Source organism: Arsukibacterium indicum (assembly GCF_019100565.1).
Lineage (GTDB): Bacteria > Pseudomonadota > Gammaproteobacteria > Enterobacterales > Alteromonadaceae > Alishewanella > Alishewanella indicum.
The window spans coordinates 61,398-80,523 of the sequence record NZ_JAHRID010000011.1 but is presented as its reverse complement, the minus strand read 5'-3'; the positions used below and the strand labels follow the sequence as shown (position 1 = coordinate 80,523).

Sequence of the window (19,126 nt, the reverse complement as noted above, 5' to 3'; positions counted from 1 at the left end):
ATGATCACCTTTAAAAGTAAAGCGGGCAGAAGTGTCGATTACCATACTAATGTAGGGCTGCAGCTGCTGAAAATGATGGGACGGGACAGCAAACTGCCAAGCGCGATGTTTGCCGGTGACGTAGCTGATGCCCGGGCCCGTTTGCAGCAGGAATTACAAAAGCAGGCAGATGAAGAGGCAGCCCGGGACGAGCCGCCGGCAAACGAAACGGCAAATGAGGATGATGACAAACCGGCAGCGGTCAGCCTGCAGACCAGAGCTGAACCATTGTTAAAACTGTTGCAGCAGGCTCAGGATGCTAATGTTGGCCTGATGTGGGAGTAGTGGTCTGGTTTGCGGCGGGTAGGCGGATGGTCACTTCCAGACCGCTGACGGCTGCACCGCTTGCCGTTGAGATGGTGTTGCGTAAGCTGATACTGCCACCATGGGCTTCGGCGATATCGCGGCATAAGGTCAGGCCGATGCCGGAGCCACTGGGTTTACTGCTGTAAAATGGTACCAGCACCTGGTTTAGCAGCGCTTCAGCTATACCACCGCCGCCATCGGTAATTTGCAGCTGCAACTCGTTGGCCAGTTCAACACAACGCAAGCTGATATCAGAAGCGGCTGAGCCACTCTCGTGGGCATTCTTTAAAACATTTAACATCAGCTGGGCCAGCTGCTGCGAGTCGGCCAGCCAGGTTCTTTTGGGTAAATCGCCTAGCAATTCAAACTCAAACTGGTCTTGTAACTGATTAATTAACCGTGGCCAGTTAACGTTGCTAAGATGTGGCAGGGGTAGCTTTGCAAAATTAATATAGGCCTGTACAAACTGGTTTAAATGCAGACAACGTTCGCTAACGGTGTCAAACAGCTGAGATAACTGAGATTGCTGTTGTTGGTCGGCAATTTGTTTACCTGAAAACGCCAGCGACGATAATGGCGCCAGGGTATTATTGAGCTCGTGGCCAATAACCCGCAGCAGTTTCTTCCAGGCGTTAAGCTCTTCCCGCTGAATTTCCCGGGTAAGCGGCTTTAACAAATATAACCAGTGTTGCTGCTGATTCAGCTGAAACTGGCTTACCGATAAATGCCAGACCGACTGATTACTGTTATCCAGCCGGATCAAACCCTGCTGTTTAGCAGCCAGTGCCTGCTGTAACGGTGTGCTCAGGTTGTTCAGGCTGAATAACTTACTGCCGTTAAATTTCCGGCCGTTATTCAGCAGCTGACAGGCGGCAGGATTGGCCATTATTACTGTATCTGCATGGCTGGTCAGAATAAAAGCAGTCGGGCTGCTTTGCAGTATCGTATCAAGTAACAATTCCCGCTGATAAAGGCTGGCACGCTCTGCCCGCAATTGTGCCGACATTCGGGTTAAACTGGTGGCCAGTGGTGCAAGTTCATCAACCTGCAACTGATTAGCGCTGGTATTAAAGCTGCCATCCTGTAAATTCTGAGCGTGCAGATTAAGCGCCAGTATTTCCCGGCGCAGTGGCGCAAGAACCCAGTTGAACATCAGCCACAGGCCAACTGCTGCCGCCATAATTGCCAGGATATACCACAAACTCAGCTGCTTAAAGTGCGCCAGTCCGGCCAGGCCCAGTGCCGTTAACAACATACAACACAACGTCAGGCGACTGCGACTGGATAACTGCAGCCTGGCGCGATAGCGCCCTGGTTCAGGCACTATTTCATGGGGTTGCAATGCCATAAAATTCCATACGGCGATATAAGGCCTGACGGCTGATCCCAAGTTGTTTGGCCGCCCGTGATACCACACCGCCAGCCTGCAGCAGCGCTTGCTCTAATTGCGGCCGGTCGATATCGTCCAGCGAACGTTTAGCGGGTACAGAAAGCTCAGGCAAACCAAGCTCGCCTGCCTGAATTTCTGTACTGTTACTTAATAGTAGTGATCGCTGACAGACATTTTGTAACTCCCGCACGTTCCCCGGCCACTGATACGCCAGCAGTTTTTGCTCGGCGGCGCTGCTTAACATTTTTTTACCTGCCAGAAAATAGCGGGCCAGTACCGGAATATCGTCCGGCCGCTCGTTCAGGGCCGGCAATTGCAGTTGCACTACATTTACCCGGTAGTATAAATCCTGGCGAAACTCGCCCCGGTTAATTGCCGCTGTTAAATCGCTGTTGGTAGCGCTGATGACTCTGACATCGGTGTGGCGGGTTGTACTGGAGCCTAAGCGCTCAAATTCACCGGTTTGCAGTACCCGTAGCAGCTTGGCCTGGCCGGCCAGTGACAAGTTACCAATTTCATCGAGGAAAATACTGCCGCCGTCTGCTGCTTCGAACCGGCCAATCCGGGTTTTACTGGCACCACTGTAAGCGCCGGCTTCGGCACCAAACAGTTCAGCTTCCATTAAATCAGCGGGTAGCGCGCCCATATTTACTTTGATAAATGGCTTATTTTTGCGTGGTGAGTTGGCATGCAGGACATTGGCAATGCCTTCTTTACCGGCACCATTTGGCCCGGTAATAAGCACTGCCGCCAAGGATGGTGCCAGTTGCAGAGTCATTTGCAATAATTGCTGCATTTTACTGCTGGCAAATACCATATTGCATAAATTCTTACCGGCAAAAGCGGCCTCGCGCTCGCGCTCAAGCCGCTGCTGCTGCACAGCAAGCTGCTTTAACTTCAGGGCATTGCTAACCGTTAACAGCAGGCGCTGATCATCCCAGGGTTTAGCGATATAGTCGGTAGCGCCGGCTTTTACCAGTTCAACCACCATATCAAGCTGAGTCCAGGCAGTCATTAACACGATTGGCAGGTCGGGGTATTGCTGCCGTAACTGATAAAACAGAGCTTTGCCCTGGTCGCCATCCATCTGGCCGGCGCTGAAGTTCATATCCTGTAGCACTAAATCTATATTGTTGCCGGCCAGTTCCTGCCAGGCTAAAGCCGGTGATGTGGCGCAGCAAACCTGATAGCCCTGCAGCGAGAACAGGGTTTGCAGAGCCTGACAAATTGGCTGGTTATCGTCAATTACCAATATTTTAAGCATGGCCTATAACGCTTTAGTGGCAGTGGCCGGAGAGACCCGGGTAGCAATCGCCGCAGGATACCATGTTGCAATGGTGACACAAAGCAGAAGCGTCAGTGCACCGCAAAGTGGCAGCCAGAGCGGCAGCGCGGGTAACGAAATCACAGTGGCCAGTTGCTGTTGCAACAGATAGCTGGCCAGTAAGCCCAGTGCTGCGCCAATGCCGGTGGTCAGCCAGCTTTCGCTGAGTACTTCTACCAGGATCCGCTGTTTGCTGGCACCCAGCGCGCGCTTAACCCCAATTTCATTTTGTTGTTGCACTCCGTGAAATAACGCATGGCTGTAGGCTGAAATCATAGCGACTACCAGCATCAGGCCGCTTAATACCGACAGCAAAATAGCCAGACCACGTTCCTGCTCAAAGTAATCGCGATGCAACTGGCGCAAACTTACCACCTGCTGGATATCAATTTCAGGTTCAACCTGGCGCAAGCTGTCGTAAATTTGCTGACGCACTGCAGCCACCGCCTGAGGTTCTACCTGCAGTAGCAAACGATAACCATAGTCGGCCCGGTTTAAGTCGCGGTTAAAAAACAGCCCGAAATACTGATCACTGGCAAAACGCTGATACATCATATCGGCGACAACACCGACAATGTTACCGCCATTGGTTTGCTGGCCAATGGCCAGATGACTGTCGCTGAACAGTTGTTTTGCCAGTTTGTCAGTTATTACCACATTATCGGTATTTTTATCTTCCGCAGATAACCAGCGGCCATGCAGCAGGGTCATTTGCAACGTATCGAACAACTCTGCTTCGGCAAAGTTATAGGGCACCATTTCTATATTTGTGGTGTCTTGTTTGCCTTCAACATAAACATTGCCATTCATTCCGCCAAATAATAACGGTGTCTGATTGCTAAATGCTGCATGCCTGACACCGCCGATTTGTCTTAGCGCCGCCAGCTGCCGCTGAATAAGGTCACCCAGAGCCGGATGAACAATCAGGTTTTCGTCGGTGGGTTTAAGTTCAATTGCCAGCGTGGTATCCAGTTGCAGGCCGGTAGGCTGATTACTTAGCTGATAAGCCTGGCTGCTTAACAACACGCTGTTGCTCAGCAGCGCCAGGGTCAGGGTCAGTTGTACCAGCAGCAGAGCAGTAATGACTTTACGTTGCAGCAAGGATTTAAACAATAAGGTTAAGCTCATGATCGTTGTCCGTTATTTTAATTGGCGGTTCAGGCTGCCAAAAGAGGCGCGCAGAGCCGGATATAAGGTGACCAGGTAGCAGGCAATTAAGGCTGTACCCGCCATTGTCAGCACCATAAGCGGGTTCCAGCTGGTCAGATTGCGGGTGGCCGGCAGCAGGCTGGCAATTAAGCTCATTGCAGCTGCAGCAACCGCCAGTGACAGAAACAGTGCCAGAGCTGCACTGACCGCAACATCAGCCAGAATAAGCTGCTGCAGCTGGCTGCGGCTGCAGCCAAGTGCCCGGCGTAACCCGAACTCGTACTGACTGGCGAGGTAGCGGTTTAGCGACAAATGACTGGCGTTAAACAGGCAAACCAGCAAGAACAGCAGGGATACCAGGGCGAACGCATCCAACTGCCGGTTGCGGGCGTTAAAGTGTTCAGTAATATCCAGAATGTTGGTTAAACGGTTAGCTTCAGGCCGGGGGTGACGGCCGGCTTCTTTCTCGCTGTGTACCAGCTGTTGCATAAATTGCTGATAAGCCGTTACCTGTTGTGGTGAGTCCAGCTGCACCCAGAACTGGGCCTGATAAAATTGTCCTTCCCGGCCATTTACGGCAAAGTTGTCACTGTAATCACGCTCGTCCCGTGACATGGTGGTGGTATTAGACTTGATCCCCAAATCAAAAGCTGTCTCCCACGGCAGATAAATATCAGCTGACCGGGCACTGTTCAGACCGTTGGCAACATCGTATAACCTTGGCAGCATTTCCCAGTCTTGTAAGACACCGCTAATTGTAAATAATTCGTTGCCCAGGCGCAGCGTTTCACCCACCACATTGCTGCGGCCAAAAAAACGTTCGGCGCTGGCTTTGCTCAGAATTAACTCGCGTCTGGCCGTATCATCGGCCCAGCGTTCACCATGCAAAAAGGGAACATCGAACAGAGTAAAAAAGTCGCGCTGGGTAACCCGCAGCCGAACCGGGGTTGGGCTAACGTCGCTGTTGCCTGGCAGGCGGGCATAGCCGGCTGACTGGAACATCGCCGCTTGTGCCGAAGGAATGCCGCTGCTACTGAGTTTTTGCACATCCTGATAACTTAACACCCGCATTGGCTCGGTGCAGCTGTCACAGGGTTGCAGCACGCTGTTTATCTGTGGATAAAACAGACTGTGACTTTTTTGCGGTAATGGATCATGATTCAGCCAGTAGTACAGGGTGGCATTAGAGAAAAACATGCCCAGGCCCAGGCTTAAAATTAATACTGTCAGTAAGTAAGGTAGTGGTGCGCGTTTAATATTGCGTAGCGCCAGCGCAAATGCATGCAGCAGATTATCCATGTCATGCTCCTTGTACTGCTGCCAAAGGTTGATAAAGGGTACTGTCATGTAACTGACCATCAACAATCTGAATATGCCGTCCAGCACGCCGTGCCTGTTCCGGGTCATGCGTTACCATCAGAATGGTGCAGCCACGCTGATTAATTTGCTCTAATAGCTCCATAACCTGGCGAGCCATCAGTGAATCGAGGTTACCAGTTGGCTCATCGGCCAGCAGAATACGCGGCTCACCGGCAATAGCCCGGGCTATGGCGACCCGCTGCTGCTGACCACCTGATAGCTGGCCGGGCAGGTAGTCGCGACGGGCATGTAAGCCGACTAATTCCAGGGCCTGTTCAATCCGTTGCTTACGATCAGAAGCCTTCAGCCCCCGGTAACGCAATGGCAGCTCGATATTGTCAAAAATGCTGAAGTCCTTAATCAGGTTAAAGCTTTGAAATATAAACCCGATTTTTTCATTGCGTAGTCTGGAAAGGGCCGCATCAGATAAGCCTTTAACCGACTTGCCATCCAGCAGGTAGTCACCCTCATCAAAATTTTCCAGGGTGCCCAGAATATTTAACAGGGTGGATTTACCCGAGCCGGACGGGCCGGTCAGTGCCGCAAATTCGCCTTCATTGACCTGCAGGTTCACATCACGCAAGGCATGGGTTTCAATCAGTTCAGTGCGGAATATTTTGCTTAAATTGGTTAGCGTTATCATTAGTTGTCCTTTTGCTGTTTATTATTGTTAGCGCGGTTAGTTAATTCAGATTAACCCGCTGTAGATCTTTGAATTCGTTAAGGTTAGATATTACCCACTGCTCGCCTTCGGTTGCCCCGGTTAAAATTTCAACCCACTGTACTGACAGGGCACCTAGTTCGACATTTTTGCGAACTGCTTGGTTATCGAGCACCTGATAAGCCTGTCGACCGCCACCAGAGCTGATAAAATCTCCGCGGGCAATTTTCAGCACATTGGTTTTATGTTCCAGGATCACCCGGGCCGTCAGGCGCTGGCTCTGGCGCAGTGCCATGCTGTCTGCCTGGTCAAAGCGAACCCGGGCACTGACCTGGTTATTGCGAACTTCCGGAGCGATATAGCTGATCACGCCGTTTAATTGCTCGTTAGCAATAACAATCTCTACTTGCTGGTTTGGTAATAAATCGCGGGCGTAACTCTCCGGTACCGCAAGTTCGGCTTCGTACTGGCTTAAATCGATAACGGTTAACAGTGCCTGCCCCGGCAATACATGGCTTTGTTGCTCAACCAGCCAGTTACCTAATTGTCCGGTTACCGGCGCGGTGATATTCAGGGCGGCAACTTTGCGCTCCAGTTCATTAACCACCAGTTGCTGGCGATGAATATCCTGGGCCCGTGAGCTTTGCTCAAAAGCCAGTTTGTCCCGGGCCAATTCGACCTTGCGTTTAGCGTGGTCAAACTCCAGTTCAGCTTTGGTCAGGTTGTCTTTGGCGATATCAAAGTCTAACTGTCGGATCACACCCATTTCAATGGATTGGGTTGCGCGCTGTAACTCGCGTCGGGCCGCCAATAAGTTTACCTGGGCATTATTCATCACCTGCTCAATGTCGAGTTGTTGCTCACGAGCGCTTAGCACGGCCCGTTCCGCTTCAGAGGTCATGCCTGAGAGCACGGCTTGTTGTTGCTGCAAGTCACTTTGCAGGGCAGGGCTGGTGATAGTGGCCACGATGTCCCCGTGGTTTACGGCTTCACCGGGCTGTTTAAACAGCTGCACCTGACCCGTTTCCTGGCTGTACAAGGTAGGGGCATTGGCAGCAACGATCCGGCCCTGTACTGCAATATCCCGGACTAAATCGCCGCGTTGCACCGTGGCAAACTGCAGTTGGTTACGCGAGACCACCATGCTGGCACCGTTATTTGCCATGCTCTGGAACAAGGCAAGGATCAGCAGGATGACAATAGTTGCAATGATGACAGCGGGCAGCACGCGGCGCAGCCTGCTGCTGACCGGTCGTTGCATTATAATGTCTTGTTGTTCGGTACCCTGGATCATAATCAGCCCTTGTAGTCGTACTTGCTGCAAGGACAAAGCAGCTTTGGTGCCAACTTTTAAGTTTATGATATTTAAGGAAATGATTAATTGTGAGTGGTCTGTTTAAGTGTCCGCGGACAGGAAAAGTGTCCGCGATAATTATGCGGACAACTGTTGCTAAAACAACTGCTTAACGTAGAATCATTCAGGTCGGGAAAATATAGGTGAGTCCAAAATGGATACATCGGCGCAGCGATATTGTGATAACTGCAACAGCGCGTTATACGGCGACTTCTGCCATCCTATTGGGTGGCATGCGGTTTCACTTTGCATTGCAGTAATTGTTTTTTAAAATCATTTATCCGCTGCTGGTTGTCAGCTGCGCTGTTACCCAGCATTTGTTCAAATATAGCAAAGTTCTGCTCGATATAATCAAGCTCACAGCTGCATTCTGCTTTAATGTCTTCGCTGCTATAGCCTTTGCTATGCAGTACTTCGACACAGCGCTTTAAGTAACCGTCCAGTACCGCAGTTTTAAAATCGCCGTTGTTGGTGTCAGGTTGTTCTGCCGCCGCTGCAATTGCGATCAGGTTTATGGTGCAAACAGTAATACAAACTATTAGCAGAGAATATCGAGGAGTCATTTGTGTACTATGCCAATGCTAAAAAATAATAGGGTAACGGATCTTTCTTTGAAAATCAGCTGCATAATATCCTGCGGCTTGCGGTCTTTTAGGGATTGTTTTGCTCTGTAGCTAATGCTGCAGAACGCAAATATACCGGGCACAAGGTAGAAATTTCTTGCCACAATTGTTTGCTGGTATCTGGATTTCCAGTGATATCCAGAATCCATGCCAGATGACTCTTTGCTCTGATGCTCAGAGATTGAGTGCGAGCTTGTAACAAACCGGCCTGCTCACTTTTATCGTTTAACTTGTCTTTTAAATTATCGTTATTGGTTAGAGTGAGCAGTTTTGTTTGGTAGTATAATTTATGTACTTGATCACTCGACGATATATTTTCCAATAACTCATCTCGTTCAAGCAACGTTAGTGCATGCAGATAATATTTTTTCGCATCAGAGTCTTGCTCCAGTTTTAGGTACGTTCCTGCCAGATCAGCCCAGACATGATGAATGGCGACTTCAGGCTGTTTGTCGATAGCGAAAAGTTGTTGCTGCAGAGATAGCTCAAACCGACGCTGAAAATGATACACCTTGCCAAGACTTTCGTGACCAAGGTAGTTGTTTTCGAAACTAGTAATTAATTGCCGGTAAGTTTTTTCAGCGTCCTCTAGTTCATCGTGGCACATTTGCAAAGTTCCCAGATTTGCGAGGATCACGTCATGTTTAACAATTTCTGACGCTTTAGCAAAATGAACTTTAGCTTGCTGCACGTTACCCGTCATAAAATATAAATTACCCAGAGTATTAAGCGCCTGCCAGTGCCTCGGTGTCCGTAATATTGCTTTTCTGGCGTTGGCCTCAATAAGTTGCTTATCAGTATCGCGGCGATCCCTTTCAAATTGCTCCAGTTGCAATGCGGCAAGTAGTGCAAGGGTATCTGCGTTGGCGGTATCAAGCGGAATATTTGCTGTTATTAACGCTAAAGCCTGCTCTAATCGACCTGTTCGTGCTAACAATTCAGCATTTGCTGTAACAGTGGCAACGGAGTGGGGTAAATCGGACGCATGCCGGCAGTAATCTGCAGCACGCTCAAGCGACGGTGTTTCTTGATGTATCCAGCTAATGCGTACATAAGTACGACAAAGTTCTGCATACACCGCACTAAATTCAGGGTCTTCATGAGCGGCCTGGTTAAATAATTTTGACGCTTTGCTAAAGTCCTTTTCTGACCGGCTGGTAAACAATTGCTCTTTGCCAAGCAATAATAGCTGCAGTGATTCAGCTGACGATGTGATAACCGGATTAGGCATATTACCATCAACAAATTGCTGAATTTGTGAACGGATATCGGCGCTAATAACAGCTATATCGTGTGTTAATTCACTGTTGTGCATAATTTTTTGCAAGATAACATTTTTGTAATTTGCTGTAGTGAAAGTTGCTGTAACCATTATGTAAAATTGTCTTTTTTGATATTCCAGGCGTAATACACCGTGTGCCTGCCACTTTAACAAAGCTTCAGCGGGGGGGATGGAATACGCTTCCTGTGAAGTTAGCATCGTGGCATTTATCGACGGCATAGCAGAAATTTCCGTTACGAGTTCAGTGCCAAATTGCTGTAAGTCGTCCGGTGCCTGGATGACAACGAGAGCTTTGCCTATTGAGGATACAAGCTTAGCTCGAGGGTTTTGTGCTTTGTGGGTTTCTTGCTGCAGCCAGTTGAACCCCATTGCAACTATGCTGATACATAACAGTACGCCAAGAATACCTATGCTGTACCGGGAGGCTTTTAGGTTGTTACTGGTTGAAGACGGTAGTAAATAGGTACTTTTTTTGCTAAAAACGAATGAGGCTTTATTGGGTTGAATATTTTGTTTAGAGTGAATCTGTGCAAGCGGTTTGTCATCTTGTGACATGTAAATGGTATGAACTTCGACTTGCAACGCCAGTGCAATTCTTGCCAGATTATGGGGAGACACCGCTTGCTCACGAAAAACTTTGTTAACCAGATCACGCGGCGCTTTATCGATACCTTCATTTAATGCTATTTGCTGAGCTAAGGCAGCTTGTGTTTCAAAGCCCCTCGCTAACATCGCTGCTTCTAGTTTGTTTCTGGATGCCTTTATGCCACGCTTTCGCTTTCTGTCATCCATGTTCAGCCATCTGTATTGCATTGATGATTTTATGGTACCCAAGCTGGTTATGAATTGCACGTTTCAACAGTAAAAAAAATTTTAAGTTAAAAGCATCGTCAGTTAACGGCACTTAAATGTATATAGCGCCAGTTAGAAATCATTGAATGTCATTATGCTGGATAAGTAGCTATTTCAGGATATTAATTAAAGTAGTGTTCATTCCTCGCTTTTATTAATAATTTCTTCACGGAGATAGTTGCTATGTATCAACTACCATTACAACAATCAAATACTTGTACAGTACGCCGGTTCGATAAACTTCTAATAATAAGCTGTTTTATTCTAAGTTTGTTTGCTTGTGGGGATAGTGACGAGCCAGAAATGCCTACTCCCCCTCCAGTAAATACTGTACCCGTTGTTGATGCTGGTAGTGATATGCAGGTTTATTCCGGTGAGGTTGTATTTTTAAATGGAACAGCGACCGATGCAGAAGGGTCTGTTGTTGTTGAGTGGCAGCAAATCTCCGGGCCGGAAGTTGAATTAGTTAATTCAAATGCTACGAGCAGTAGCTTTACGGCACCGGACGTTACTGAGTTACAAACATTGGTTTTTGAACTAACAGCAACAGATTCAGAAGGCTTAACAGCAACGGATCGAGTTCAGGTTACCGTTGAACCAGCAGAAGATATTGATTTTGGAGAGCAAAGCCGTTTAATCAATATATATTACGATTTTGATAATAACGGGGTGTTTGAGGGGCAGCTAAATTTACAGTATGACGTGCAAAACAGGTATCAGACCGGAACTTATACGTATACTGATGATGGTACAACTGATACTAATTTCGAATCATTTTCACTCGGCTCTTTTATAACGGGTGACGAGTCTGTAGGGCATCAGGAAACTTTTACTGTTGACGATCAACATCGGGTAACTGAGTATGTGATCATTTCCTCGAACGATACCACAACCGCTATTACCGTTGGCTTCGATGGAGATTTTACCTTAAATCATTCTGACTTAAGATTTACAGATAATAATTTTACTCCTGTGATAGATCTGACATTAGCAACCACTTTTACGTATTCAGACGGTCGGCTCTTTGCCTGGGAACAGCGAAATACAACCGATGGTAGTCTGCAAAACCGTGTAGAATTTGAGTACATGCCAGATGGTAAACTGGAAACAAAAACGGATTTAAGTGGCACTGTTACCCAATTCTTCTGGTTGAATAATAAAATTGAAAAAGTAGTGGATACAGCTAGTGATGGCAGCGCGCTGGGAAGTACAACTTATGTGTTCGAAGACCAGCTACTGGTTAGAGAGGAGCATGAAATAATCCCCTTGCCCGGTCGGACTTTTACCCGCTATGACTTTATTTACGAATATGATGAACAAGCTCGAATAGTGCGGCAATTGGTTGATTTAGGTGCAAATGGCAATATAGAAGCGGTGGTTCGGTTCGAATATGAGCAAGCTTCGTGCTCCCAGCCAATTTTATGGCTAAATAACCTAATAGATCCGTTATTAGCTTTCGAAGAGGAACAGCCATTATTAGTTCCTGGAATAGGGTGGGGGTTTCCTCGTTCCTGCCATATTGTACAGTAATTATCAATTCGGTAGTGAGTGCTTGCCTGACACGATCTGTGCTTTGGCTAAGTCTACAAGTATTGAGAGTATTGAAATGATGAAAAAAAACTTGATATCAATAATACTGCTTGCACTTTTATATGCAGCAAACAGCTTGGCAAATCAGGTTACTTCTGACAAGTTAGCAGGTGCTTGGATTACTGAAGTAGCTGGTTTCACGATCGAGATGACATTATGGCCTGACCCAAGAAATCCCAAAAAATATCAAGGCTACATTTATGAAGCCACACATGATTGCCTTGGAGCGATAAATGGTGAGGTATACAATAACGGCAACACTTCGGTTATAGCAGAGAGTAGCGCCAGCCGTCTTGACCGAAAACGTCACGGTATAAATTGTGCCCCAGACTTTCCTTCGGGCAATTCGCTTCATATTCATTGGGTTGGTGTTTGGTCAACTATTGATAACAATATATTAAGAAGCACACCACAAACGAATTTTTCGATTCGGGCAAGATTACCCCGTAAACCCGGTGAGATGAGGGATGCGGAACGCTACTATGTAAATCAACAGATGGAAGCAGTCTTTAAGCGGACAGATGGCCCAACAGATAAATTTGTGCAGACAGCCAATGTCTCCAGAGTTGGCGGAATATTGCGCCCATCAACGGGCGTTTTTGGTTCTGGCGATACAACACACGTTATCGTCCAGGCCGAAACAAGCGGCACGGCAGAATCCTACCTTGCCGCCGTCGTGAATCATGATACCGGTACTCTTTACCAGATGGACGCAAACTACCGGCGAGTAATAGTTCAGGGGGCGGCTTCAAAGGAGACTCGCGCACATCGTGACCTGGAGCGAATTGCAGCTGGCAAAGGGTTTGCCACCGATGCAGAGGATCGCGCTGCCCGCGAATGGTACAACAATATTAGCCTGATCGCGCCCGTAATGACCGCCTACTTGCTGAATTTCGATACACGTTATGCTAGTTGTTTGCCCGAAAATGCAAAGGGATTGAAATTGTCGCGAGAATGGGTAAAAACAACGACTTACGAATATGGCTTTCCCGCCTCGCATAAGGCCTGGGGCACTGAAACCCAGCAATGGTGGGTGAAGCCAGAGCATTATGACACCCTTAAGCGGGTGGCTGATTTCGACTCCACTCGCACGGGAAGGAACGTAAGTGAAACGTTTTTGAACTTACTTGCACAGGAAAAGGATAGGATTACGGTTGCTGATATAAGTCGTGCCACATATCAGTTTATGCAGCAAAACCCCTGTGATAGCGAAATTGTAAAGCAGTTTGAAGGCAACCTGTTCAGACTGTATGAAAGTAACCGCAAGGAGTTGGAGAAATGGCGGCTCCAAGCTGGTTGGGATTAGACTGAAACTATAGTCTTGCACAACAACAAATACTTTTCCAGGCAAAAGCAAAGAAGAGATATATTATGAACTCAGCTTTTCGACACCCCAAAACTCAGTCGGAACGGAAAGCCGATCATGGCCTTGATGCTGAACGTCAGGAAGTGGATATTGATATCAGGGCTCGTTCCAGAGGTACTAAAAAAGGCAAATTGCCAACAGAGCGTGATGATATACAGCCTTCGGCTGTCAAAGATCGTTGGCGGGGAAAACGCGGTAGCTGAAAAAATCGCAGGCTGACTGGGATGTCAATTCATAAGTTACATTTGTTGCAGTTAACAACATAAGGTATTTGACTCAGTACCGCATTACGTTTTTCATTCTCTGATAATTTGTTAAATAGCTTTTGTGCATCGTCCAAATAGCCATTCCAATATAGTCGTTTTAAATGATGCCGGTAAAAGCGTTGGTTATATTCAGGAAATTTTGGGTGCCTTTTAAGATTTTCAATTTGTTTTGACGTGGAAGATGAGCCAAAGGAAGCAAAAATAGTACCGTACTTATACGACTTACCTAATTCCGAATTAACGTAATCTGTCCAGATCAGGGCTTGCTCGTGCTTTCTGACCTCTAACAAGCTATCGATAATTTTTTCGTGGGCAAATTTACTTAGTTTGTATCCAGAAACCTCTTGCAGAGTAAGGTTGGTGTTAAGGTAGGCCGCCTGCACCTGATAGAATGCTTCTAACTCGCTTGCTTTAAGTTGACGTCGTTGACTGTTGGAGGCAGTTTTTAAGCGTTTGTGGGTATCTTCAAGTAGTACCGATAGATCTTTGAAATGTTGTAAAGCTATACCTCTGCTATTTTTGCTATTTGCAACCTCAACTACAAGCGCCATCATGTGATTTAATGGGTTTGTTGCAAAGTATTGATTAATCAAAAGTTTAGCCTGATGAATATTACCATTCGCGCCGTAGGCTCGTATCAGCCTGCCTGCTGCGAGTGACTGGAAAATGCTTTTGTCTCCTTCGGATAAGCTCTGATAATGTGTTTGCATTTTGTTGATCATATGCTGTGCTGCGTCAAGATTGTGCATTTTTCTAAATAACCGTACATAGCTCAGATAATCTTCATCGGTCCATGAGCGTGGTGTTCCAAAGATTATTTTCCATACTTTATCTGCAGATTCTTGCTGCTCATTTTTAAGATGATAGAGCAACGCCTCTTGTAATAATTTATTCTTCCATTCCGATTTATGATGTTTGTTTTGTACATGAAACTCAATTATCTGGTGATTGTTGGTGGCTGCTAAAGCACGTCCAAAAGCAGCGGCATCATCTTTTAGGTGATCTGGATCATTTTTTGCCAGCGAGATAAGCGGATCAAGGAAAACACCAGCTGCTTTTAAGTTGCCATATTTTGCAAACAATTCAGCTTGAGAAAATAGCGAAAACAAAAAAGTTTTAGACATATTCTGATACACAAAAACTGCCATTTTCTCGGTAGGTTGCTGCCCGAAAAGCGCCATAGCCTCGATTAATGCGGCTATGTTCATATTTGCATCCTGAGGCAACTGATAGAAAAGTATCTGCATTTCACTCAGCAGTGCTTGTGCGTCCGCCATTTGCTCTAACTTAACCAGATCATTAATAACCGAGTAATAATTTCTAAACCGGGTTTGTGGGTCTTTATGCATTGGTTTTTCAACAAATGACTTTATGCATTGAACTGACGGAGAAAAGTAGCATGCAGCAAAGGGATCAGTACTTTGGAGCCTTGACCATATTTTTGGGGCTCTATGCGGGTCGATAGTAATAGCATGCAACGTACCATTTCGTTTTATTACTATTATATAAGGCTTGCCTGGCGATTTTAAGTTTAGAAAAGCTTTTGCCTGAGATTTAAATGAAATTGATACATGACCAATCTCAATAATTTGGTCGTTCAGCATAAGACCAGATGTTGCCGCTAAACCAAAGGGATCTATCGCTGATATATAAGGAGCGCTGTAACCTTGTCCTAAAGCGATACCAAGCGTGTCTTTAGCATAAACAGAACTGACATTAAGCGTCAGATACAGCATAAAGATAATTCTGAACATATCTATAAAAGTTGTTTTAACGTCAGGCAAGTTCAACCTCCTCCATACGTTAGTGTTCTATTGTGAATTTGTCGTTTGTTTGATCGCCACAAAGTTTTCAGGCCTTGGGCATTTCTAGATAAGAAGTACTTGTAGCAGCTTTAGCAGCCTGGAGGCGAATAATTAAAGTGGTTTTTGCTTAAGTGTAACTAACTGGCATTAACTGTCGTTACCTGAAGCGAGGATTTGCTGAACGTGATAATTGAATGGAGGCATTATTTAGCTCAGGTATTTATACTTTGAATTGAACAGAAATATGCTGTTACACACTAAATTAAAATTATGGTGCTGTTTAACTGTCCTTGCAAATACTTTAGGACTTTCCCTATAAACCGGCTTGCTCCAGCAAGCTTGCCATATGTTGCAGCGCAGCAAGGCCCTGAATGTCCGTGGCTTGCAGTGGCACTTTGTACCGGGGCAGGGTCGAAAAATCCTGTGCTATCTGGGCCAAATGCACTTTCTCTTGAGCTCGGCGAGCTGCCAGAAATTCGCCATCGGCGCTTTCAGGTAAAATACGGTTAACGACTAAGCCGGCCAATGGCAGTTTTTCCTGCAGCAAGCTTTGTACCGCGCGGCCGGTTTCCAGAATAGGCAGTTTTTCCGGCGTCAATACGAACAGCAGGGCGCTTTGCTGTTTATCGGTGAGGATCTGCCGGGTGCGCTGTAATAAACGCTGCCGGCTTAGCAGGGTTTCAGTAATGGCTTTATTGCGCTCATCCATGCCGGCCGTGGCGTGTTCGTTTGGATCCGCCAACGGGTTATCGACATCGCGGCCGGCTTTGGGGGTTAAATGACCGAGCACATCGCCCAGTTTATCTGAACGCTTATTGGCATTGAGCAAACCCTGAGTCCAGGCAGCCATGGCCTCTGGCAAGCTAAGTAAGCGTAAGGTATGGCCGGTGGGGGCGGTATCAAAAATCACTAAATCGTAGTCTTTCAGACCCAGTTCAATCACATTGGCAATTCGCTCGAGCATAGCTGCTTCCTGCGCGCCTGGCGATTGGCGGGTTAAGCGCATTTGCCGTTCAATTTCGCTGTACATTTCTGGCCGGGTAAAGCGTTTTAGCTGGGCGGTGACTTTAGCCAGGTGCTGCTCAACCTCCCGGTCCGGATCAAGTTCCAGACCATCCAGATTTGGTGCCAACCGGGTTATACTGTCACCAATAGGGCGGTTAAAAGCATCGCTCAGGCTGTGCGCCGGATCGGTGGAAACCAACAGGACTTTTTTGCCACGTTCTGTCGCCAGCAAAGCCAGTGCCGAACTGGTTGTGGTTTTACCCACACCGCCTTTACCACCGACTAGCAGCAACCGTTTGTCTGTTAACAGCATTTAATGTTGTCCAGCGGTGAGTGCTCCATGCCCATCCGGGTGTGCCAGTCGTGAAAACGCTCCATCAATAGTGGTTGCAACTCCAGGGTGTAATAACTTGCAGGGTTGGGCACCCCCATCATTTCTGAGAAAATCAGCAGCATAAACAAATCGTCCTGCTCCCTTTTAGCCCGCGCTATCGCACTGCGATAGGGAGCATTGTAAGCCTCTTCGGCATAAAAACTGGCCTGGCGTAGCCAGGCCTTGAGCTTCTCCAGCTTCATGGTTTATCAGTAACCGGCGTGTTTTTATTCGCCTTAATTTGTTTGGTTAGCGTAGCTGAACACTCCAGGGATACCAGAATGGCCGCTGCCAGTACCACTAAGTCCAGGGTAAACAGGAACCAATCGCCTTTATCGTAAAAGCTTTTTAACTGGGTAAGTAGCGCCAGCGTCGTCATCACTAACAGGAAAATTAACGGTGCCAGGGTGTACCACATTGGCCGGCGTTTTTTAACCAACATCACGGTGATGACCAGTAAAGTTAAGCCTGCCAGTAACTGATTGGTGGTACCAAATAACGGCCAGATTAACATACCACCCGAGCCATCGCCGCCAGCGCCAAAGGCCAGGAGCAGGCAGGTACCAACCGCTAGCAACGTGGCCGGAGCAGCTTTTTGCATCCAGGTTATATTATAAATATGGCCCCATTCCTGAAAAATATAGCGTTGCAGTCGCAGGCCGGTATCCATGGTGGTGCCGGCAAACAATACTACCATGACCGTTAACAGGGTTTGTGCCAGTACCGTATCCAGGCCAACGCCTTGCTGCAGAATATTGGCGCCGCCGTTTATAAAGGCCGATACGCCACCCTGGCCAAAGCTGTGATAGATAGCCTGCCAGTCGGCCAGAGACGCAAAGCCGGCGGTGGCGGCGATAATGGCCGCTAAGGCTAATGAGCCTTCGCCTACGGCGCCAAAATAACCAACAAACCGCACATCGGGTTCTTTATCCAGTTGTTTTGAGGTGGTACCACTGGAAACGAGACCGTGGAAGCCGGAAATAGCACCGCAGGCAATGGTTACGAACAGCAGCGGGATCATCGAGGGGGTGTTCTCTGGCAGGTTAGTGTTAAAAGCCGGTGCAACCAGTTCCGGACCAGAAATCAATACCGCGCCATATAGCAAAATTAAGCCGATAAACAACTGAATGCCATTGATATAATCGCGCGGTTGCAGCAGCATCCAAACCGGTAACAGGGAGGCGATAGCTGCGTAGCCGAATAGTAAGATAATCCAGCTTTGGTTATCACTAAGTGGCCCCAGAGTTTCGGGCAGGGCAAGCGGCAGCATGGGCCCTGCATAAATCATCGCGTACAGTGCGACTACGCCGATAAAAGTAACCATTAGCAGGCCGATAAGTTTGCGATAAATAAGTTGACCGATAATCAGCGCCACTACGATGGCCCCCCAGACCGGAATAGTGGCACTGGGGAAATTAATCAGCTGACCGGCAATTACCACTGCAAATACGGCGTTAACCATCAGCAACACCAGGAATATCACAATCATAAAGATACTGCGGGCACGGTTGCCGACGATATCTCCGGTTAATGATCCTATTGATTTTGCTTTATTGCGGGCACTGGCCCAGATAGCGCCGGCATCATGCACCCCGGCAAAAAAGATGGTGCCAAATACGACCCATAAAAAAGCGGGTACCCAGCCCCAGATCACCGCGATGGCGGGGCCTATTATCGGCGCAGCACCGGCAACCGAGGTAAAGTGATGGCCCCACAGGATATATTTGTTGGTTGGCACGTAGTCAATGCCGTCCTGCATGTCATGCGCTGGCGTGCGAAAATGCGGATCAACTTTAAAGATTTTTTCGCAGATAAACTTTGAATAGACAAAAAAGCCCAGTGCCATAGCGCCTAAGCCCATCAACATTAAAAATATCGCGTTCATTCAACACCCTCTGCCTAAAAAAACAGCATTAACTCAGCTGGTAATAAGCATAGTACATCAGCGGGTATTGAATAGGCATGCGACTAAAGTCTAACTGCCAGCGCAGTAGCTGAACTGGCAGTAGTGAGACAGGATGTTAGCGTTTTTTAATCCAATTGCCATCGAGCAGAATAAAATGACCGCTGGCTGTTTTTTCTATTGCTTTCTGGCCGGCAATCGCTTCAACATCCGCAACGGCAATATCATTTTGCCTGGCCATTCTGGTGTATTCAGCACGTCTGGCATCGTTAATCAGTTTTACCACCGCTTCACTATGCTCGGTACTTTGTACTACCCCCAGATAACCGTTGGGTTGCTCGCCAACCAGGCCCTGTGCTTTTGTCTGCGCCAGTGCTGCCATCGCCTGCTGCAGATTCATTGCCATGGCCGGTAAGCTTAGTGCCAGTAGCAGGCTGGCCAGCAGAAGGCGGAATTTTGTCAGTTTCATCAGTACGATC

Annotated in this window: 17 protein-coding genes; 4 read left to right on the top strand and 13 right to left on the bottom strand. The window is 47.5% G+C overall.

Annotated features, from left to right (window positions below; translation table 11 throughout):
* The gene (locus KQY15_RS18385; protein ID WP_217671386.1) at window positions 1-324 is read left to right on the top strand and encodes a DUF1840 family protein; all 324 of its coding nucleotides are present in this window, start codon (window positions 1-3) and stop codon (window positions 322-324) included.
* Here KQY15_RS18385 and KQY15_RS18380 read toward each other — a convergent pair.
* The 8 genes from KQY15_RS18380 to KQY15_RS18345 form a co-directional block, all read right to left on the bottom strand.
* Complete coding sequence (locus KQY15_RS18380) at window positions 299-1,693, bottom strand: sensor histidine kinase (RefSeq protein ID WP_254795840.1); 1,395 nt, start codon at window positions 1,691-1,693, stop codon at window positions 299-301. The two genes, KQY15_RS18385 and KQY15_RS18380, sit on opposite strands and share 26 nt — an antisense overlap.
* A complete protein-coding gene (locus tag KQY15_RS18375; protein ID WP_217671385.1) occupies window positions 1,674-2,999 on the bottom strand; it encodes a sigma-54-dependent transcriptional regulator in 1,326 nt (441 codons plus the stop codon). Before KQY15_RS18375 ends, KQY15_RS18380 begins: the two co-directional genes overlap by 20 nt.
* A 3-nt stretch (window positions 3,000-3,002) precedes the next feature.
* Window positions 3,003-4,187, bottom strand: coding sequence for an FtsX-like permease family protein (locus tag KQY15_RS18370; protein ID WP_217671384.1), 1,185 nt, complete (start codon window positions 4,185-4,187; stop codon window positions 3,003-3,005).
* Between the two features lie 12 nt (window positions 4,188-4,199).
* Window positions 4,200-5,507 carry an ABC transporter permease gene (locus tag KQY15_RS18365; protein WP_217671383.1) on the bottom strand — a complete coding sequence of 436 codons (1,308 nt, stop codon included), beginning with the start codon at window positions 5,505-5,507 and terminating at the stop codon, window positions 4,200-4,202.
* A 1-nt stretch (window position 5,508) separates the two neighbouring features.
* Window positions 5,509-6,210: an ABC transporter ATP-binding protein gene (locus KQY15_RS18360; protein WP_217671382.1), complete on the bottom strand. Its 702-nt coding sequence runs from the start codon at window positions 6,208-6,210 to the stop codon at window positions 5,509-5,511.
* 40 nt (window positions 6,211-6,250) lie between these two features.
* Entirely contained in the window at window positions 6,251-7,522 is a 1,272-nt protein-coding gene (locus KQY15_RS18355; RefSeq protein ID WP_217671381.1) for an efflux RND transporter periplasmic adaptor subunit, read from the bottom strand.
* Between the two features lie 281 nt (window positions 7,523-7,803).
* Window positions 7,804-8,145 (bottom strand): hypothetical protein, encoded by a 342-nt coding sequence (locus KQY15_RS18350; RefSeq protein WP_217671380.1) that lies wholly within the window; start codon window positions 8,143-8,145, stop codon window positions 7,804-7,806.
* An 88-nt stretch (window positions 8,146-8,233) separates the two neighbouring features.
* Complete coding sequence (locus tag KQY15_RS18345; protein WP_217671379.1) at window positions 8,234-10,279, bottom strand: tetratricopeptide repeat protein; 2,046 nt, start codon at window positions 10,277-10,279, stop codon at window positions 8,234-8,236.
* Window positions 10,280-10,522: 243 nt separating this feature from the next.
* Between KQY15_RS18345 and KQY15_RS18340 the strand changes: the two genes are divergently transcribed.
* The 3 genes from KQY15_RS18340 (at window position 10,523) to KQY15_RS18330 (ending at window position 13,498) form a co-directional block, all read left to right on the top strand.
* Window positions 10,523-11,869, top strand: coding sequence for a PKD domain-containing protein (locus KQY15_RS18340; RefSeq protein ID WP_217671378.1), 1,347 nt, complete (start codon window positions 10,523-10,525; stop codon window positions 11,867-11,869).
* Window positions 11,870-11,945: 76 nt separating this feature from the next.
* Window positions 11,946-13,235 (top strand): hypothetical protein, encoded by a 1,290-nt coding sequence (locus tag KQY15_RS18335; RefSeq protein ID WP_217671377.1) that lies wholly within the window; start codon window positions 11,946-11,948, stop codon window positions 13,233-13,235.
* 65 nt (window positions 13,236-13,300) lie between these two features.
* Window positions 13,301-13,498 (top strand): hypothetical protein, encoded by a 198-nt coding sequence (locus KQY15_RS18330; protein ID WP_217671376.1) that lies wholly within the window; start codon window positions 13,301-13,303, stop codon window positions 13,496-13,498.
* A gap of 29 nt (window positions 13,499-13,527) precedes the next feature.
* On the opposite strand, the gene KQY15_RS18325 is transcribed toward KQY15_RS18330, so the two are convergent.
* The 5 genes from KQY15_RS18325 to KQY15_RS18305 form a co-directional block, all read right to left on the bottom strand.
* Window positions 13,528-15,345, bottom strand: coding sequence for a PDZ domain-containing protein (locus KQY15_RS18325; protein WP_217671375.1), 1,818 nt, complete (start codon window positions 15,343-15,345; stop codon window positions 13,528-13,530).
* A 334-nt stretch (window positions 15,346-15,679) separates the two neighbouring features.
* Complete coding sequence (locus tag KQY15_RS18320; protein ID WP_217671374.1) at window positions 15,680-16,684, bottom strand: ArsA family ATPase; 1,005 nt, start codon at window positions 16,682-16,684, stop codon at window positions 15,680-15,682.
* Window positions 16,675-16,947 (bottom strand): cory-CC-star protein, encoded by a 273-nt coding sequence (locus KQY15_RS18315; protein WP_217671373.1) that lies wholly within the window; start codon window positions 16,945-16,947, stop codon window positions 16,675-16,677. The genes KQY15_RS18320 and KQY15_RS18315 overlap by 10 nt, the downstream gene beginning before the upstream one ends.
* Complete coding sequence (locus tag KQY15_RS18310; RefSeq protein ID WP_217671372.1) at window positions 16,944-18,629, bottom strand: carbon starvation CstA family protein; 1,686 nt, start codon at window positions 18,627-18,629, stop codon at window positions 16,944-16,946. The genes KQY15_RS18315 and KQY15_RS18310 overlap by 4 nt, the downstream gene beginning before the upstream one ends.
* A 136-nt stretch (window positions 18,630-18,765) precedes the next feature.
* Entirely contained in the window at window positions 18,766-19,116 is a 351-nt protein-coding gene (locus KQY15_RS18305) for a YdbL family probable chaperone protein (RefSeq protein WP_217671371.1), read from the bottom strand.
* Between the last annotated feature and the right edge of the window lie 10 nt (window positions 19,117-19,126).

What these genes read in the sequence shown, in the direction of transcription:
- KQY15_RS18380 (WP_254795840.1), bottom strand. Translation starts at nt 1,693, where the DNA reads ATGGCATTGCAACCCCATGAAATAGTGCCTGAACCAGGGCGCTATCGC.
- KQY15_RS18310 (WP_217671372.1), bottom strand. Translation starts at nt 18,629, where the DNA reads ATGAACGCGATATTTTTAATGTTGATGGGCTTAGGCGCTATGGCACTG.
- KQY15_RS18365 (WP_217671383.1), bottom strand. Translation starts at nt 5,507, where the DNA reads ATGGATAATCTGCTGCATGCATTTGCGCTGGCGCTACGCAATATTAAA.
- KQY15_RS18330 (WP_217671376.1), top strand. Translation starts at nt 13,301, where the DNA reads ATGAACTCAGCTTTTCGACACCCCAAAACTCAGTCGGAACGGAAAGCC.
- KQY15_RS18350 (WP_217671380.1), bottom strand. Translation starts at nt 8,145, where the DNA reads ATGACTCCTCGATATTCTCTGCTAATAGTTTGTATTACTGTTTGCACC.
- KQY15_RS18305 (WP_217671371.1), bottom strand. Translation starts at nt 19,116, where the DNA reads ATGAAACTGACAAAATTCCGCCTTCTGCTGGCCAGCCTGCTACTGGCA.
- KQY15_RS18315 (WP_217671373.1), bottom strand. Translation starts at nt 16,947, where the DNA reads ATGAAGCTGGAGAAGCTCAAGGCCTGGCTACGCCAGGCCAGTTTTTAT.
- KQY15_RS18340 (WP_217671378.1), top strand. Translation starts at nt 10,523, where the DNA reads ATGTATCAACTACCATTACAACAATCAAATACTTGTACAGTACGCCGG.
- KQY15_RS18355 (WP_217671381.1), bottom strand. Translation starts at nt 7,522, where the DNA reads ATGATCCAGGGTACCGAACAACAAGACATTATAATGCAACGACCGGTC.
- KQY15_RS18345 (WP_217671379.1), bottom strand. Translation starts at nt 10,279, where the DNA reads ATGGATGACAGAAAGCGAAAGCGTGGCATAAAGGCATCCAGAAACAAA.
- KQY15_RS18360 (WP_217671382.1), bottom strand. Translation starts at nt 6,210, where the DNA reads ATGATAACGCTAACCAATTTAAGCAAAATATTCCGCACTGAACTGATT.
- KQY15_RS18335 (WP_217671377.1), top strand. Translation starts at nt 11,946, where the DNA reads ATGATGAAAAAAAACTTGATATCAATAATACTGCTTGCACTTTTATAT.
- KQY15_RS18385 (WP_217671386.1), top strand. Translation starts at nt 1, where the DNA reads ATGATCACCTTTAAAAGTAAAGCGGGCAGAAGTGTCGATTACCATACT.
- KQY15_RS18320 (WP_217671374.1), bottom strand. Translation starts at nt 16,684, where the DNA reads ATGCTGTTAACAGACAAACGGTTGCTGCTAGTCGGTGGTAAAGGCGGT.
- KQY15_RS18375 (WP_217671385.1), bottom strand. Translation starts at nt 2,999, where the DNA reads ATGCTTAAAATATTGGTAATTGACGATAACCAGCCAATTTGTCAGGCT.
- KQY15_RS18370 (WP_217671384.1), bottom strand. Translation starts at nt 4,187, where the DNA reads ATGAGCTTAACCTTATTGTTTAAATCCTTGCTGCAACGTAAAGTCATT.